Annotated in this window: 9 protein-coding genes and 1 pseudogene; 6 read left to right on the top strand and 4 right to left on the bottom strand. The window is 46.5% G+C overall.

What is annotated here, in order from left to right; translation table 11 throughout:
* Positions 1-99 precede the first annotated feature (99 nt).
* From nagB to C1N53_RS07750, 6 genes and pseudogenes are all read left to right on the top strand, one after another.
* Positions 100-2,046, top strand: a pseudogene (gene nagB / locus C1N53_RS07775) (glucosamine-6-phosphate deaminase); the annotation flags it as partial.
* A gap of 109 nt (positions 2,047-2,155) precedes the next feature.
* Positions 2,156-3,040 (top strand): ROK family protein, encoded by an 885-nt coding sequence (locus tag C1N53_RS07770; RefSeq protein WP_137758762.1) that lies wholly within the window; start codon positions 2,156-2,158, stop codon positions 3,038-3,040.
* Between the two features lie 37 nt (positions 3,041-3,077).
* Positions 3,078-3,917 (top strand): endonuclease/exonuclease/phosphatase family protein, encoded by an 840-nt coding sequence (locus C1N53_RS07765; protein ID WP_240773429.1) that lies wholly within the window; start codon positions 3,078-3,080, stop codon positions 3,915-3,917.
* Positions 3,918-4,064: 147 nt separating this feature from the next.
* On the top strand, positions 4,065-6,266 hold the full coding sequence (locus C1N53_RS07760; protein WP_137758761.1) for an alpha-N-acetylglucosaminidase: 2,202 nt from the start codon (positions 4,065-4,067) through the stop codon (positions 6,264-6,266).
* A gap of 35 nt (positions 6,267-6,301) precedes the next feature.
* Positions 6,302-8,584: an alpha-N-acetylglucosaminidase gene (locus C1N53_RS07755; protein WP_240773428.1), complete on the top strand. Its 2,283-nt coding sequence runs from the start codon at positions 6,302-6,304 to the stop codon at positions 8,582-8,584.
* 364 nt (positions 8,585-8,948) lie between these two features.
* A complete protein-coding gene (locus C1N53_RS07750) occupies positions 8,949-10,346 on the top strand; it encodes a Gfo/Idh/MocA family protein (protein WP_137758760.1) in 1,398 nt (465 codons plus the stop codon).
* Between the two features lie 17 nt (positions 10,347-10,363).
* On the opposite strand, the gene C1N53_RS07745 is transcribed toward C1N53_RS07750, so the two are convergent.
* The 4 genes from C1N53_RS07745 to C1N53_RS07730 all read right to left on the bottom strand — a co-directional run bounded on the left by C1N53_RS07745 (position 10,364) and on the right by C1N53_RS07730 (position 17,034).
* A complete protein-coding gene (locus C1N53_RS07745; protein ID WP_137758759.1) occupies positions 10,364-10,804 on the bottom strand; it encodes a hypothetical protein in 441 nt (146 codons plus the stop codon).
* An 88-nt stretch (positions 10,805-10,892) separates the two neighbouring features.
* Positions 10,893-12,143, bottom strand: coding sequence for an alkaline phosphatase family protein (locus C1N53_RS07740; RefSeq protein WP_137758758.1), 1,251 nt, complete (start codon positions 12,141-12,143; stop codon positions 10,893-10,895).
* A gap of 2 nt (positions 12,144-12,145) precedes the next feature.
* A complete protein-coding gene (locus C1N53_RS07735; protein WP_137758757.1) occupies positions 12,146-13,606 on the bottom strand; it encodes a SusD/RagB family nutrient-binding outer membrane lipoprotein in 1,461 nt (486 codons plus the stop codon).
* Positions 13,607-13,620: 14 nt separating this feature from the next.
* The gene (locus C1N53_RS07730) at positions 13,621-17,034 is read right to left on the bottom strand and encodes a SusC/RagA family TonB-linked outer membrane protein (RefSeq protein ID WP_137758756.1); all 3,414 of its coding nucleotides are present in this window, start codon (positions 17,032-17,034) and stop codon (positions 13,621-13,623) included.
* Positions 17,035-17,043: the final 9 nt, after the last annotated feature.

Below are 17,043 nucleotides of genomic sequence, written 5' to 3'. Positions count from 1 at the left end.
AATAACTTTGTTATATGCTTTAGGCGATAACACTATCATGTTACCTGCGTAGCAGTGTTTTAAATTTATTTTATAATAAACTAAAAGCTTAATCAGCACCAAAATAAAACTATACATAAGTCTATGGCTCGTTTAAATCTCTTGGAAGAAACCCGGTTCGAGAAACTTCCGGTTACCGTTTATCCCGATCAACATATTGCTTCCGTAAAGGTGGCTTCCCGAATTGCTAACCTGATCCGGGAAAAGCAGGAGCTAGGCGAGAAAGCTGTGTTGGGGCTGGCTACAGGTGCTACACCGGTTGGAGTTTATGAAGAACTGGTGCGTCTTCACCGGGAGGAAGGGTTGAGCTTTAAAAATGTGGTAACATTCAACCTGGATGAATACTACCCGATGCATCCTGCTGCCGTGCAGAGCTATGTTACCTTCATGAATGAAAACCTGTTCGATCATATCGATATAGCTAAAGCTAACATTCATATACCGGATGGAACACTTCCGAAAGAAGAGATACATGCCTTTTGCCTGGAGTATGAGCAGAAGATTGAGGCCTTGGGAGGCCTGGATCTGCAGATTCTGGGTATCGGGCGTACAGGCCATATCGGCTTTAACGAGCCAGGCTCAGCACCCAATTCTGGCACCCGGCTGGTAACGCTGGATGATCTTACCCGCCGCGATGCCTCCAGGGATTTTGGTGGTAAGGAAAACGTGCCCCGAAAGGCCATTACAATGGGTGTTGGCACTATTTTTAAAGCCAGAGAAATTATACTGATGGCTTGGAGCCGAAAAAAGGCTCCGATTATTAAAAAAGCTGTTGAAGGCGAAATTTCTGCTGAAATACCGGCCACTTATCTGCAGCTCTCCGATCATGTAGAGTTTGTGCTGGACCAGGATGCTGCCGCTGACCTGACTCGATTCGATACTCCCTGGCTGGTGAAAGACTGCCAGTGGGATAATGCCCTGATCAAAAAGGCAGTTATCTGGCTGTCTTTCCAGGTGAAAAAGCCTATTCTGAAGCTTACGGAAGAAGATTACAATAACCATGGTATGGCACAGCTGGCTACCGAAAAAGGGCCGGCCTATAACATTAACATCGATATCTTTAATCAGCTGCAACATACGATTACTGGCTGGCCGGGAGGAAAACCAGGGGCAGACGACTCTCAGCGACCTGAACGTGCCGAGCCGGCACAGAAGCGGGTGGTTATTTTCTCACCCCATCCCGATGACGATGTCATTTCTATGGGAGGCACTTTTATACGTCTGGTGGACCAGGGGCATGAGGTGCATGTGGCTTACCAGACGTCGGGTAATACAGCTGTTTGGGACGATGATGTGCTTCGCTACATGGAGTTTGCGATAGATTTCGCCAAGAGCCTTGGGCAGGACAGTAGCAGGTTAAGTAAAATCTACGAAGATGCCAGAAAATTCATAGAGCAAAAGCAACCTAACCAGATCGATACGCAGGAAATACGCGATGTGAAAGCCTTTATACGTAAAAGTGAGGCCATTGCAGCTGCCCGTTATGCAGGCTTGCAGGACGATTATATCCACTTTATGGCTTTGCCTTTTTATGAAACCGGTAAAACCCGAAAGAATCCTGTTTCGGACCTCGATATTGAGATGACAATGGCGTTGCTGCAAAAGGTAAAGCCGCACCAGGTGTTTGCCGCAGGCGATTTTGCAGATCCTCATGGCACCCATGTTGTCTGCTTTAAAATTATACTGGAAGCTTTAAACCGCTTGCGTAAATCCGAAGCCTGGGCACAGGACTGCTGGTTATGGATGTACCGCGGTGCCTGGCACGAATTTGAAACGCATGAGATAGAAATGGCTGTGCCACTCTCCCCACAAGAGGTGGAGCGTAAGCGGAATGCTATTTTCAAGCACCAGTCGCAGAAAGACACCCCTGTTTTCCCGGGAGATGATTCACGTGAGTTCTGGGTAAGGGCAGAGGCCAGAAACAGAGAGACGGCCCGCTGCTACGATGACCTTGGCCTGGCCGATTACGAAGCCATGGAGGCTTTTGTTAAATGGAGATTTGACTAGGGCGCTGCCTCGTGTGTATGGATTACAAGGAGTAAGATTTAATTATTGAAGCTGCGTTTCTCACAAACTGACGAGCAGTTAAGGCAGCCTAATGAAAACGTTATGATATATGGGAGAGGACAACAAAGTTATAGGGATAGACATTGGAGGTACAAAAGTGCACATTGGATTAGTGCAGGATGGAAAAGTATTGGAAGAAGTTAGGTTGTCTACCTCTGCCCATGCTCCCCAGGAACAGATTATAACTGAATTAATAAATGGCATTGAGCAGGTGATGGAGCCTGGTGTAGCCGGAATCGGCATAGGTGTGCCGGGCCTGATAGACGAAGAGAATGGGGTTGTGCATAACGTGCAGAATATTCCCTCGTGGCGGGAAGTATACCTGAAAATGCACCTGGAAGAGTACTTTAAAAAACCGGTTTGCATTACTAACGATGCCAACTCCTTTGCTGCAGGAGAGAAAATGTACGGCAATGGGCGAAGCTACAAAAACATGGTCGGAATAACCTTGGGCACCGGGTTTGGCACCGGTATCATCATAGAAGATCAGGTATACGCAGGCAGGTTTTCCAGTGCCGGTGAGTTTGGAGGCATCCCTTACCTCGACCTGACTATTGAAGACTATTGCAGTGGGAAGTACTTTAAAAGAGTACACGGCATGTCTGGTCTAAAGGTACAGCGATTGGCCGAAAAAGGAGATGCTAGTGCTTTGGCAATACTTCAGGAGTATGGGCATCATCTGGGCAATGCCATTAAAGTAATTTTATATGCCATTTCTCCTGATGCCATTTTTCTGGGTGGCTCGGTTAGTGGCTGCTATACTTATTTTAAAGATGCCATGTTGGAGAGTGTGCAGTCATTTCCATTCAAAGTGGTAACAGATCAGCTCGTTATTGAGCGTTCGCACATCGGTAATGTAGCCATTCTAGGTGCTGTGGCGCTCTTCAGAATGCGTAATGCCAGCAGTTATGTCAACACCAAAGCTTTTGTATAGGTCTTGCCTCAGATTATAGCTTAACCATACCTTTCATATGAAAAAAGAACTATTTTACTGCGCTACTTTTGTTGCCTTTGTCGTGCTACTTATGTCCTGCACCGGGAAAACAGTTGGTAGTACCAGCAATTCGGCTTCCGCCTCTGCTTCTACAGGAGTCCGCCAACTGAAGGTAATGACCTATAACATTCACCATGCCAGCCCCCCGACCAAAACGAACACTGATATAGACCTGGATGCGATCGCCAATGTGATTCGAAAGGAAAATCCTGATCTGGTAGCGCTGCAGGAGGTGGATGTTAACACAGGGCGTTCGGGGCCTGGAAACCAGGCCGAGGCCATTGCAGAGAGAGTCGGCATGAAAGCCTATTTCGGCAGAGCTATCGATTACGAAGGAGGCTACTATGGCGTGGCAATACTATCCAAATACCCAATGTCTGAGACTACGGTTATACCATTGCCAGAAGACGCAGACCCAAAAGCAGAAGACCGGGTGCTGGCTACTGCTAAAATAACCTTACCCGATGGTAAGATTATCCGCTTTGGAAGTACACACATTGATGTGCGCAACCTGGAAAACCGTGATCAGCAGGTACGGAAAATAAACGAAATAGCCGCTAAGGAAACATTACCTTTTATAGTGGCCGGCGACTTTAATTCTCTGCCGGAAAGTACGGCTATTGCAGAACTGGATCAGGTTTTTACCCGCACCTGCACTACCGACTGCGAGCCCACGATTCCGGTTGTAAACCCGAGCAGAACAATAGATTATATTGCCTTTACCAAAAAATCTCCTTTCAAAGTTGTGTCTCAGCGAGTGATTCAGGAAAGCTATCCGTCAGATCATTTGCCTGTCATAGCCACGCTCAGCTACTAAAGCAGTTTTAAATATAAAATAGAGCGTAAGTTGTCTGCTTTTGAAATTGTTAAGCTTTGGGAGGAGCTGTAATTCAATCTGCTAACCAGTAAAAGCTGTATGTCTTGTATCGTGATACCTGTGTCTCATTTTCAAAAATAGAAGCTTATGCGCCCACTCTATACTTTCTTAGCTGTTTTAGTGCTGTTTTGTGCCTTCTCCTGCAGCACCTCAACCCACAACAAGACAGAAGTAGCTGCCAGTACCCCTGACAGTAAAGCCATAACTGCGGCAAGAGGTGTGATGCAGCGCCTGATAGGTGACAGGGCAAACAATATCAACCTGGAAATTATAGCTGCCGAAGACAGCCTGGATACCTACGAAGTGGAGGCAGTTAATGGGGAGCTTACAGTAAGAGGCAGTAGTGCTGTAGCGCTTACTTTTGGCTTCTACCAGTATCTGAAAAAAGGAACGCTCAGCATGGTAAGCTGGAGCGGTAATCACCTGAATTTGCCAGACGAGTGGCCTGATTATCCCAAAGAACGCGCCACCTCACCTTACAAATACCGTTATTTCCTGAATGTAGTCACCTATGGCTATACGACACCCTACTGGGACTGGGAGCGCTGGCAAAAGGAAATAGACTGGATGGCGCTGCATGGCGTAAATATGCCCTTGGCTTTGGTCGGCAGCGAAGCCATTGCCGAACGGGTATGGAAGAAACTGGGCCTGAGCAACGAAGAGACCAGGGAGTTCTTTACAGGGCCTGCACACCTGCCCTGGCACCGCATGGGCAACATTAACAAATGGGATGGTCCTATACCGGACGGCTGGCACGAAGATCAGTTAAAGCTGCAGCACCAGATACTGGACCGTATGCATGAACTGGGCTTTGAACCTATAGCCCCTGCCTTTGCCGGCTTTGTGCCGGAAGGTTTTAAAAAACTGCACCCGGAGCTGGAAGTAAATGCGCTGAAATGGGGCGGCTTTCCGGCTGAGTATAATGCATATGTGCTGCCACCAAACTCGCCCTACTTCGAGCAGATCGGGAAGCTTTTTGTGGAGGAGTGGGAAAAGGAGTTCGGAAAAAACAAACTTTACCTTTCCGATAGTTTCAACGAGATGGATGTGCCCGTGCCGAAGGATGATCCGGAGAAGAAGTATGCACTGCTGGCTGGCTACGGCGAAGCTATTTACAAATCGGTAGTGGCTGGTAACCCCGATGCGGTTTGGGTAACACAAGGCTGGACCTTTGGCTGGCAACATGAGTTCTGGGATAAAAAGACCCTTAGTGCTATGATGTCGAAAGTGCCGGATGACAAAATGATTATACTGGACCTGGCGAACGAATACCCGGACCTGGTATGGAAGATACCAATGGTCTGGAAAGAGCATGAAGGCTACTATGGCAAGCAGTGGGTGTATAGTTATGTGCCTAACTTCGGAGGCAAAACACCTTATACAGGAGTACTTTCAATGTATGCTTCAGGTGCTGTGGAGGCTTTAAACTCGCCTTACAGCAAAACCTTGATCGGCTTTGGATCTGCTCCGGAAGGCATCGAAAACAATGAAGTAGTGTATGAGCTCTTGGCCGATATGGGCTGGTCTCACGAAATAATAAACCTCGACCAATGGCTGAAAGGGTATAGCCAGGCACGCTATGGGGCTTATCCAGACAAAATGAAAACAGCCTGGGAACAGTTGCGTGAGTCGGTTTACAGTAGTTTTTCGCCTTATCCAAGATTTGTGTGGCAAACGGTGGTGCCCGATACACGTCGGAAAGGAGTGGTGCATGCCAGTGCTGAGTTCTTAAGCGGAGTAGAGCATTTCCTGGCTGTTTCAGAAGAGCTGAGCGCGAGCGAACTCTACCGTAATGATGCCATAGAGCTGTCCATGCTGTACCTGGGTATTAAAGCGGATGAATATTATCAGGAAGCTTTAGAGGCGAAGGCTGCCAATAATACTGCAGCCATGAAAACAGCAGGCGAGAAAGCTATTAACATACTACAGGATATAGATCGTTTGCTGGAATCTCATCCAACAAACCGCCTGCAGCCCTGGGTTGACTTTGCCCGTTCACACGGTACCACCGCTGAACAGAAAAACTATTACGAAGCCAACTCTAAGCGGCTAATTACAACCTGGGGAGGTACCATCGAAGATTATGCAGCCCGATTATGGAGTGGCATGATCAGAGACTATTACATCCCACGCATTCGGATGCACCTTTTTGAACCCAATACGGATCTCAATGCATGGGAAGAAGCCTGGATTCAAAAGCCGGGAGTAAGCAAAGCAGTACCATTTAATGATCCATTGGCTAAAGCAAAGGAACTGGTAGCAAAGCATAGTCGCACAAAAACCCGGTAGAGGCATAAAGCCCTAAAAAATCTATGATTACCTATATGAAGCCAACAAGAAAACATAGCTTACAACGTACTGTCGGAGCGCTGCTGCTGTTTATGCTGCTCGGCACCTCCTGTGCTGTTCCGAAAAAGACCGCAACAACAGCTGAAAGTCCGGCAGCAACTGCTGTTGCCCGATCAGCTGCAAATGCTGAAGCTGTTTATGGACTGATTAAACGGGTAGTGCCGACGCATGCCAGGCATTTTACAGTTGAATTTATACCAAAGGAAGCCGGCAAGGATGTGTACGAAGTGGAGAGCCGTGATGGCAAAATTGTATTGCGTGGAAACAACGGTATTTCGGTAGCCAGTGCTTTGAACCATTACCTGAAGTACTATACGAACAGCAGCATCACGTGGAACGGCTTTAACCTGAATCTATCGGATACACTACCTGTTGTAGCGCAAAAGGTGCGGCATGTAAGCCCCTATAAGTACCGCTACTACCTGAACTATTGCACCTACAACTATACCATGAGCTGGTGGGACTGGGACCGCTGGCAGTGGGAGATAGACTGGATGGCGATGAACGGCATCAACATGCCTTTGTCCATCACGGGCCAGAATGCGATCCATCGCCGGGTGTATAATAGTATGGGCCTTACCGACAAAGACCTGGAAAGTTTCTTTAGCGGTCCTGCCTACTTTAGCTGGTTCTGGATGGGCAATCTGGATGGCTGGGGAGGTCCGCTGCCCGTTAGCTGGATGGAAAGCCACGAAGCCTTGCAGAAGCAAATACTGGAACGGCAAAGAGGCCTGGGCATGACACCAATACTGCCTGCCTTTACAGGGCACGTTCCTCCTGCTTTCAAGGAAAAGTTTCCGCAGGCAAATCTTAAGAAAACAAATTGGGTGAGCTTCCCTGATGTGCACTTGCTCGACCCCGACGATCCGATGTTTGTGGAGATAGGAAAGAAATTCATAGAAGAGACAATCGCCACATATGGCACCGACCACCTCTATACTTCTGACACTTTTAATGAGAACAGACCTCCTTCCGATGATTCTGTTTTCCTGAACAATGTGAGTCAGAAGGTATACCAGTCTATGGCGGCAGCCGACCCGGAGGCCGTCTGGGTTATGCAAGGCTGGCTCTTCCATTTCTCCCGCGATTTCTGGAAGCCTCGGCAGATACAGGCGATGCTGCACGCGGTGCCTGATGATAAAATGATTATCCTGGACCTGTGGAGTGAGAAGAACCCGATGTGGCTGAAAACGAATGCCTACTATGGCAAGCCCTGGATCTGGAACATGCTGCATAATTTCGGCGGTAACGTGAACATGTATGGCCTGATGGACAGAGTAGCTACCTGGCCTTCTGAAGCCCTGCATCATCCTGAAAAAGGAAAAATGATAGGTATCGGTTTAACGCCTGAAGCCATCGAGCAGAACCCTGTGGTGTACGAGCTGATGATGGAAAATGCCTGGCGCGAAACACCGATTGAACTTGAGTCGTGGCTGGAAGGCTATACCAAACGCCGCTATGGCCGCGAAAATGCCAGTGCCAGCAAAGCATGGGAAATATTGCGTCGTACAGTATACGCCGACACCCTTACCTCAGGCGGACCCGAATCCATTATAGTGGGCAGGCCGACCTTCAATAAAAATACCGGTGGCGTTACGACTACCTTAACGTATGAGCCGCTGGAGCTGGTGAAAGCCTGGGATCACCTGATAGCTGCTTCAGAGGAGCTGCAAAACAGCGAAGGTTACCGGTTTGATCTCGTTGACCTTACCCGGCAGGTAATGGCCAACTATGCCACTGTAAAGCAACAGCAGTTTGCACAGGACTTTAAAAACAAAGATCTCGCTGCCTTTAAACTACATAGTGCAGAATTTATCTCTTTAATAGATGATATGGATAAACTGCTGGCAACGCAGAAAGACTTTTTGTTGGGCCGATGGCTGAATGCAGCCAAAGCCTGGGGAACGACAGATGAAGAGAAAAAGCTTTACGAAAAGAATGCCCGCAACCTGCTCACCCTATGGGGCAACAAAGACAACAAACTAAGTGAATACGCAAACAGGCAATGGTCAGGCTTGCTGAACGGCTATTACAAACCACGCTGGCAGCAGTATTTCGATTATGTAGTAAGCCAGATGGAGAAAGGGCAGGAGGTAGATCAGAAGGGTTTTACTGAAAAGATCAAGAATTGGGAATGGCAGTGGGTGAACAGCCACGAGAGTTACCGAGACAAAACAGAAGGTGATGCGGTAGTAGTTGCCAGTGGCATGTACCGCAAGTATAACCAACGTATTAAAAACGGTTATCGAGCGCAGTAAAGCTATTGCTGTTCTTGATTATTTTTTTAAGTAAGTTATGACTGCTGGATTTCCCTTCGAGGACAACCTAAAGCGAGAGCTTTAGAGTTGCAGGCAAAGCCAAGAGGGGTGTTAAAAGCAGACGAAGTGGTAAAAGCAATAGCAATTTAAAAACCAGCAAATGTAAACACCCCTCTCTTGAGCTGCACTGGCAAGCTATGAACTCTCGTTCTTGCTTGTCCTCAAGGGGAGGATATACTTTATGAACTAGGTGGGTGGAGCACTGAAATGAAGTAGTACGAAGAGTCTGTTCCGGTTATACATCCAAGTAAAAGAAGGTCATGTATAATGATCCTTGTGTCGTTTTATATAAAATTATATTGCCATGAATCGTAGAAATCTACTCAAATCATTGGGCCTTAGCATTGGGGCCGCAGTTATCAGCACAGAGGCATTGGCTAAACTCGGAGAGAATAGCTACGGGTATCAAATACCTGCTAACCCGCTGCACAAGCCAATGGCGAAACCCATAACAGCCATCACTTTAGGGGCAGGTAACAGAGGTACGGTTTATGGTAATTTTGCGGCAAAGTTTCCAGATCAGATGAAGATTGTTGGCGTGGCAGAACCTGTAGAGTTCCGCAACGACCTTTATGCAAAAACACATTCCATCCCTGATGAGCACAGATTCGATACATGGGAGCGAGTGTTCGATAAGCCAAAGTTTGCTGATGCAATTATCATCTCTACACCAGATTATATGCACTATGCTCCCTGTATGAAGGCGCTGCAGATGGGCTACGATATTCTGCTGGAGAAACCTATTGCTCCCACCGAGAAAGAGTGCCGCGATATACTTGCCCTTGCCAAGAAAACAGGGAGAATTGTAGCCGTTTGCCACGTTTTGCGATACGCACCATACTTTGTGAAGATGAAGGAACTGGTGGCACAGGGTGCTATTGGGGAAGTGATCAGTGTGCAGCATTTCGAGCCGATAGAGCACACGCACATGGCCCATTCTTATGTGCGCGGCAACTGGTACGATTCCAAAGCAACTACTCCCATCATTCTGGCAAAGTCTTGCCACGATCTCGACATCGTTAAATGGGTAATTAACAAGCAAAGCAAACAGATTGTGGCCATGGGCGACCTGAAGTGGTTCCGTAAGGAGAATGCTCCTGAAGGTAGCACTGCCCGTTGCACTGACGGTTGTAAAGTGGAGCGGGAGTGTCCTTATTCAGCCATCAAAGAGTACCATGAACGCCGCACACGCAACAAAGTACTAGATTTGCCTGCCGATAAAAGCAAGCACAGCGAGGTGATAATGGAGCGTTTGCGCACCACCAACTATGGTCGATGTGTGTATCGCATGGAAAACGACCAGCCCGATCACTACATCACCAGCATCATGTTCGACGATAATGTTACAGCCAGCTTTTCTATGGAAGCGTTTACCTCTTACCACGGCCGTCGCACCCGTGTAATGGGTTCTATGGGCGATATGGTGGGTGATATGAAAGAACTGGTGGTAACGGACTTCCGCACCCGTGAATCCACCAAATTTATACCTCAGGCTGAAGATGTGGAAGGTTACAAAAACAGTGGACACGGAGGAGGCGACTGGCTTTTGGTGAAAGATTTTGTGCAGGCCGTTTCTCAGCAGGATCCGAATTTACTGACTTCAACTATAGACGAATCTATCGAAAGTCATATCATGGGCTTTATGGCGGAAGAAAGCCGCAAGAAAGGCAAAGTAATGCCGATAAAGATGCAGAGAGTATAGCCGGAAAAAGAGCAGTTCTAGGTCAGGCTTTCCAGCTTCTGAGTTAGCGTCTCAATCAGCTCGTCACACCACTGGCGTGAAACAGATTGATACTCCAGGTTGTCCCAGGGCTGCTCATATGTTTTCTCTAGCCAAACCTTGTTTTTGTCTGGCCCGACTTCGTAGCTGTAAGGGTGCAGCTTAAAAAGCAGCTCTTTTTCCAGATCGAAAGCAGCAATTCCTGCTCTCTGAAATCCCTCCAGTTTCAGGCGCACACCCAGCAGTTGTATGTTGCCGTTTTCTATACTGATTTGTTCTGTTGCTCCTAGGTCTGTGCCTCTCGTCCAGGTATCAAGTACCCGCTCCAGGCTAAAGTCGTGAAATAAAGGAACAATTTCTGCCAGGTTCTGGTGCAGGTGTTTAGCCAGAACAGGCAGTATGTTATCATACAGAGCGGTTATAGTTTGCTTATTTCTCATGCTGTTTTTTAAAGGTGTAAAAATAGCTAAATCTTCCAATAAAAAAGGGCTGCCGTATGGCAGCCCTTTTTTGTTAGAAAAAGCATGACTACTGCTTTAGTACCACCCACTTATTGGCCATGTTGTGAGGAGCTTCTAAAACAATTTTGTAATAATCAGATGGCAAATCAGCTAAAGCTATACTAGCTTTTTCATCTTTCAGCGATACAGTTTTAATAAGTTTATAGAAATCTTTGCCTCCTGTTTTAAAATGGTTGGTAGTGCTTACCCATACCTTTACCTTGCCTTGCTTTTCCAGTGCTTTCCAGTTTAACTGAAGCATGCCTTTATCCAGGGTAGCTGCAGGTTGTATAAGAGAGATTTTACCTATAAAGGGTGTTCCGTCTATTTCCATTTGTGTTTCGCGCGGTAGCTGAACATCCATAAAACGCGCTATACTAGGCATAATGTCTACAATGCCGGGCGTTTGAGTAAAAGCTGTATTCAGACCCGAGGCATTGGTAACCATCCAGGTGGTTCTTTCTCTTTCTGTTTGGCCGCCATGGTGCCTGCCGCTTTTGCTGTCACGCCCGTGGTCCGTTGTAATCACAATCAGCCAGTCCTCCTGATGCTGCTTCTGCCTTTCTTCTATTGCTTCCCATAGCCTGCCTATCTGGGCATCGGCTAGTTGTACTGCTTTATAAAGTTGCTCGCTATCACCATAGTAGTGCCCCATGTCGTCGGGATACTCGAGGTAAACCCATGAAAGATCAGGTGCATTGGTTCTGATATGTTTTGCTGCTTCGTTTGTCACATGCTCGTCGATATGGTGCATAAACAGCCTGCCCTTATCATGCGGAAACTTCATTGTATCCAGCTCTAATCCATCCACTGCATAATCTACTTTTAAATGCCCTGTTTCTGCCAAACCATCGCCTACTAACTTAGTGCGGTTATCGAGCCAGCTGGAAAACACCGCCGTTTTCTTTTCCGGGTACTGTGTTTTCAAGTATCTGAAAATGGTAGGGTAGTGGTAGTTCGGCTCTTTGATATCGTTCCCCCATACATTGTGCTTGTTCACCCAGGTGCCGGTAAGCAAGCTGTTATACCCTACCGCAGAAATAGTGGGTGTTTGGGAATAACCATCTTTTTCGCCTCCTACATAGGCCCTTGTATATCCCCCAACAGACGAAATTTTATCTAAGTGAGGTGTTGGCTGCTTTTCCAGCACATCAGCAGGAATACCATCTACTATGACAAAAACAGTTTTTTTAACCCTTGACTGCGCAATTGCCGAAACGGATAGTAGCAGCAAGAGAAACAAGGATATATTCTTAAATTGTTTGAGATAAAAATTCATGGTTATTCCTCTTTTAAAATCCACATAATACTGTTGATGTTATCGCCATCGGGATATTGACGGGCAATGGCTGCTTCTACGTGTGGCCTGTTCAGGTTAAACTCACTTTCAGGGTACATCCAGCGTTTAGGAATTCTTTTTTGGTTTAAGGCTCCGTCTCCACTCACATCGAAGGCGGGCAGGCCTGTGCGACGCTGCTCATAAAAAGGTTGCCAGCCTGAGTTCATGAAAAAGGAAATGTATTTCTGAGTTAAAATAGTTGCTAATTTATTTCCGGCTGATAGCTGTACTTCAGGCTGATTAAGGTATGCAGCAATGGCAGCTGTTGGAATATTATAAAAAAGCATAGATGCTTCAATGCCTTTTTTATAGTGCTCTTCTGCATTGGCGTTTACCCACCCTTTTGCGGCTGCTTCGGCCAGAATAAACTGCACTTCGGCATAACCAATCGCAATACTTGGTTCGTTGGTTGGGCTGCTGTAGTAGCGCGAGGCAATTTTAGAGGCCTCTCCGGCTACCACCCGTGCTTTGTTTACATCTAAGGTTTCGCTGCCTTTCACACCGCCGTAGGCTGCTAAGTTTTCTGCAGGAAGGTTAGCAGCTTTGGGAGCCGGATCAGCAAATTTTGGCAAGCGCGGGTCCTGCAGATTTTGAAGTAAAGCTACGAAGGTTTCATCCATATAATATGCCGTTTTCATATCATTGTTGTTGAAATAAGGATAGCGGTTGCTTTCCAGATCGTAGAATGTTAAGCTGGCATTATCGGCATTGGAGGTAAAGATGGGAAATTTGGCAGGATCGTTTACAATCTCCTGGAAGCGTTGCTTAACCCCTAGCTTCGTATTTCTTTCTTTGTGCGACAGGTTGATGAGCACCCGTAGCGTAAAGGAGTTCACGAGCTTTTGCCATTTCTTGAGGTCTCCTTTGTAAACGACGTCTCCGGTAATACTCTCCTGCGTTGTAGCCAGCATTTGGTTTGCTTCTTTCAGCTCTTCCAGCACGCTTAGGTAAATATCCTCCTGTTTATCATATGCAGGTGTAAACATACCTTCATCCCCTTTTAAGGATTCGGTATATGGGATATCGCCAAAAGTTTGTGTAAGGCCGATGGCAAAGTATGAACGGAAGAATTTAGCCAGTGCACCATAAACAGGTTGGTTCGTTCGCTGCGCCTCTTGTTCCAGCTTTACTACCTGCCTTAAATGGTCGTAGCTTTGGTAAGAACTTCTTTGCCAGCCGTAGTATTGGTTTAGAGAAACGCCATCGGTATATACCAGGTACCTGGAGGCAAGCCCGGCAGAGAGCTGCACCTCATTAAACGCTTTGGTTTCTATGTTGGTGAGGAGCAGGGCAGGAGAGGCCTGAGTAGTTCTGTTCGGGTCTAGCTGCATTTCCTCAAAGCTGCTGCAGGCAGATATGCAGCTGGCTATAACTAATAGAATAATGTACTGTATCTTTTTCATGATGATGTCAGGAATTAAAACTTAAGATTAAGGTTAAAGCCCATGCTGCGAGTAGATGGTGTTTGCAGGTTGTCTACTCCTGAATCAGGATCTACATTAGGTAGTTTAGACCACAGCAGCAGGTTGCGCCCTACAAATGAAAGTGAAGCCGCTCTGACAGGTATCCGCTGCAGCAGTTGTGCAGGCAGATCATACGTCAGTGTCACTTCGCGCAGTTTCAGGAATGTTTCGTCGTAGTAGTGGTAATTGTGATTATGCGCATTGCTGGTATTAATCATGTAATTGATGTAGCTTACATTTTTGGTATTGGGAGCGAAAACACGGGTGTCTTCTACAATATTACCCTTGCTGTCGTATTTCACATCTCCGCCAACTACTACTACGCCTTCTCCTACAAAAGTAGCTTCTCCTGCATTAGCTTGATCCCTGAACTGGTTCACTGTACCCGGATGCGTGCCTCCCCACCACATTTTTTGATTTGTAGTAGAATAAAGTAGCCCGCCGATGCGGCCATCCACCTGAAACCTCAAGCCAAAGTTGCCATATTTAAAGCTGTTCTCAACTCCGTATACCCAGTCTGGTTCGTCGTATCCTACAAAACGGGAGAAAGGATCATTTTTAGGATATCCGTTGCTGTTATAGATGATGTTGCCCTGCGGATCTGTTTCATAAACAGTAGCAAATATTTTATCTGTTCTGTCGCCTGGCTTTAATCTGTTAAGTTCTTCGGAACCGCCGAAAATTTCTTTCAATTGTCTGCGGTATTGGCTGAAGTTGGCTGCTACATTCCAGGTAAATTTATTAGCAGCAATGGGTGTTGCCCGAGCTACCAGTTCAATGCCTTTTCGCTGGTACACGTTACCGTTTTCTAACCGATAACTATAGCCACTGGTAGAGGAAACAGGAATCTCGTTAATGATATTATAGTCTTTCGCCTGGTAATAAGTAACATCGAAGCCCAGCCTGTTCTTTAGCAGATTTACTTCCAGGCCTGCCTCCCAAGCGTCAGAGGTTTCAGGATGTAAGTTAGGGTTAATGTAAGTGCTACCATAGTATAAGGAAGGGGTGCCGTTCCACTTTACTCCATTTTCGTAGGCAGCTATGTGGCTGTAAGGATAGGACCTGAAACTACCTTCCGAAACACGTGACCAGGAGCTACGTACTTTCATGTAAGAAATAGTATTAGGCATCGTGATCAGATCAGAAAGTACAAGCGATCCAGTTACGGAAGGGTAGAAAAAAGAGTTGTTCACGAGTGGCAAAGTTGAAATCCAGTCGTTCCGGCCTGTAAGGCTCAGGTAAAAAGCTCCAAACATTTCCATATCCACCACACCGTATATACTATTTTTCTGCTGCTCTTCTATGGTATTGGTACCTAAAACCGGATTTGCGGAGTTGCCCAGGTTATAGAAGCCAGGAATGGTAAGACCATCGGTGCTGATGTTCTGGCTTTTCAGATTTTGATAGTTATTGGCTGCTCCCGCCTGTGCACTGATAGTGAAGTTATCAGAAACCTTGCGCTCATAGCGAAGGATAATATCTGATATGATATCAAAATAATTCTCGTTGCTCAGGTAGTAGTTACCTCTGGAGATATCGCTATACCCCACATAGCTTTTCGGCTCTTTGGTAGATCTGGTAAGACCATAAACATTTACACCTGTTCGGTATTTGGCACTGAAAGACGGGCTTAGTTTATAGTCCAGTGTAACTGAACCAAAGGTATTGTCCTTGTAGTAGCCTCTCTCATACTCGTAAGCCTGGAAGTAAGGATTATTATACCAGGATTGGTTATAATGTCTTTGCTGTTCACCTTCCCGGCCAGCTGCCCAATAATTTCTCAGGTCACGAATATCCACATCCGGGCCCGTCCATAGTATCAGGTTGTACAGATAATTAGTAGGTCCGTATCCGGTTTCCGGAAAGTTATCGGTATACTGCCTGTTGTAGCTGATACGCACATCAGAAGTCAGCTTAGGCGATAAGGCATAATTGGCTGCAAGGCTAAAAGAAGTGTTGTTCAGATCGGTGTTAGGTACAATGCCTCCCTGATAGATGTGTGAAGCCGCTGCTCTTATGCTACCGTTTTCAGATGCTTTTGTGATGCTGATACTGTTGGTAGATATAAGCCCTGTTTCAAAGAAGTTCTTTACATTGTCCTTGCCTCTTGCTATCCAGGGTAAAGGCTGGCGTTGACCAGTAACAGGATCTACCGGGCTGTTGTATTGGGGAGTTTCCCAATATCCGCTTGGCGTGTTTGGGTCCGGTTGGTTTAGTTTTGGTCCCCATATCCAGCCGGAACCTTCTACACCACCTCCTGAGCCGTTAACATAGGCATAGCGTCCGTTATTTCCATTGCCATAAGTAGTCTGCACCTCTGGGATACGGATAAAGCCCGGCTGAAACATGGTAGAAGAGTTAAATTCAACACTAAGGTCTTTGCCTTTCCCTCGTTTAGTTGTAATCATGATAGCACCGTTACGCCCTATTGAGCCATAAAGGGCAGAGGCGGTAGAGCCTTTCAGTACTGTAATGCTTTCCACATCATCTGAATTAACTTTCCACAAATCAGCTGTCTGATCGGGTACACCATCTATAACCAGAAGTGGCTTTCTGCCACGCAGGCTGATGCTGGGATCCTGAAACAGGTCGGTAGAATTTCGTATAGTTAATCCAGCTACCTTGCCTGTAAGTGAACTCACCATATTACCTTCGCGCGCTTTTACCAGATCTTCCCCCTGTACTTCCTGCACGGCATAGCCCACTGATTTTTTATCTTTCTTGATGCCCAGCGCCGTCACCACAACTTCCTGCAGACTTTTCGTATCTTCTTGAAGGACTACCGTAAAGTTTTGCTCGTTGCCAGGTACAAACTCACGCGTTTTAAAACCAAGGTATGCGAAAACCAGAACAGGCTGGGTTGTTCCAGATAGATTAAGTGTAAATTTTCCATCAGCATTAGTTATGGTACCTGTTGTGCTTCCTTTTAAGTGCACAGATACACCAGGCAGGGGCTGGCCGGCATCGTCTTTCACAAATCCGGAAACAGTTGCAGCATCTTGTTTTTTAACATTGCTGCTGCTGGCTATGCTCACTGAGATCGTGTTATTTTCTCTATGAAAAGCAAGATCACCTTCTTTTGCTAACGTTTGAAGCACCTCATCGATCGATCTATTGTGGCCGTTAAGAGAAAAGGTCCTGTTTAAGCTTGCCACATCCTGTGTATAGGCAAAGTTGTAATCTGTTTTTGCCTCTATTTCTTTAAAAACCTGCTGAATGCTGCCTTCTGCTATCGAGAGGTTGACAGCCTTGGTTTGCATTGCCTGGGCATGTCCGGAGATTGGACCAAACCCCAGGAGAGCTAGCAGTAGAGCAGAACACCTGCGGTTGGTGCTACTCTTTTTTTGAGCCTGTAAATTTTGAGACATAGGTTAAAT

It is taken from the genome of Pontibacter sp. SGAir0037 (assembly GCF_005491705.1).
Lineage (GTDB): Bacteria > Bacteroidota > Bacteroidia > Cytophagales > Hymenobacteraceae > Pontibacter.
Note: the sequence above shows the minus strand (reverse complement) of the source record. Positions and strands in the feature narration are given on the sequence as shown.

Bases quoted from the DNA above. Each gene is read 5' to 3' on its own strand.
- C1N53_RS07730 (WP_137758756.1), bottom strand. From the start codon at position 17,034: ATGTCTCAAAATTTACAGGCTCAAAAAAAGAGTAGCACCAACCGCAGG.
- C1N53_RS07765 (WP_240773429.1), top strand. From the start codon at position 3,078: ATGAAAAAAGAACTATTTTACTGCGCTACTTTTGTTGCCTTTGTCGTG.
- C1N53_RS07735 (WP_137758757.1), bottom strand. From the start codon at position 13,606: ATGAAAAAGATACAGTACATTATTCTATTAGTTATAGCCAGCTGCATA.
- C1N53_RS07745 (WP_137758759.1), bottom strand. From the start codon at position 10,804: ATGAGAAATAAGCAAACTATAACCGCTCTGTATGATAACATACTGCCT.
- C1N53_RS07755 (WP_240773428.1), top strand. From the start codon at position 6,302: ATGAAGCCAACAAGAAAACATAGCTTACAACGTACTGTCGGAGCGCTG.
- C1N53_RS07740 (WP_137758758.1), bottom strand. From the start codon at position 12,143: ATGAATTTTTATCTCAAACAATTTAAGAATATATCCTTGTTTCTCTTG.
- C1N53_RS07750 (WP_137758760.1), top strand. From the start codon at position 8,949: ATGAATCGTAGAAATCTACTCAAATCATTGGGCCTTAGCATTGGGGCC.
- C1N53_RS07770 (WP_137758762.1), top strand. From the start codon at position 2,156: ATGGGAGAGGACAACAAAGTTATAGGGATAGACATTGGAGGTACAAAA.
- C1N53_RS07760 (WP_137758761.1), top strand. From the start codon at position 4,065: ATGCGCCCACTCTATACTTTCTTAGCTGTTTTAGTGCTGTTTTGTGCC.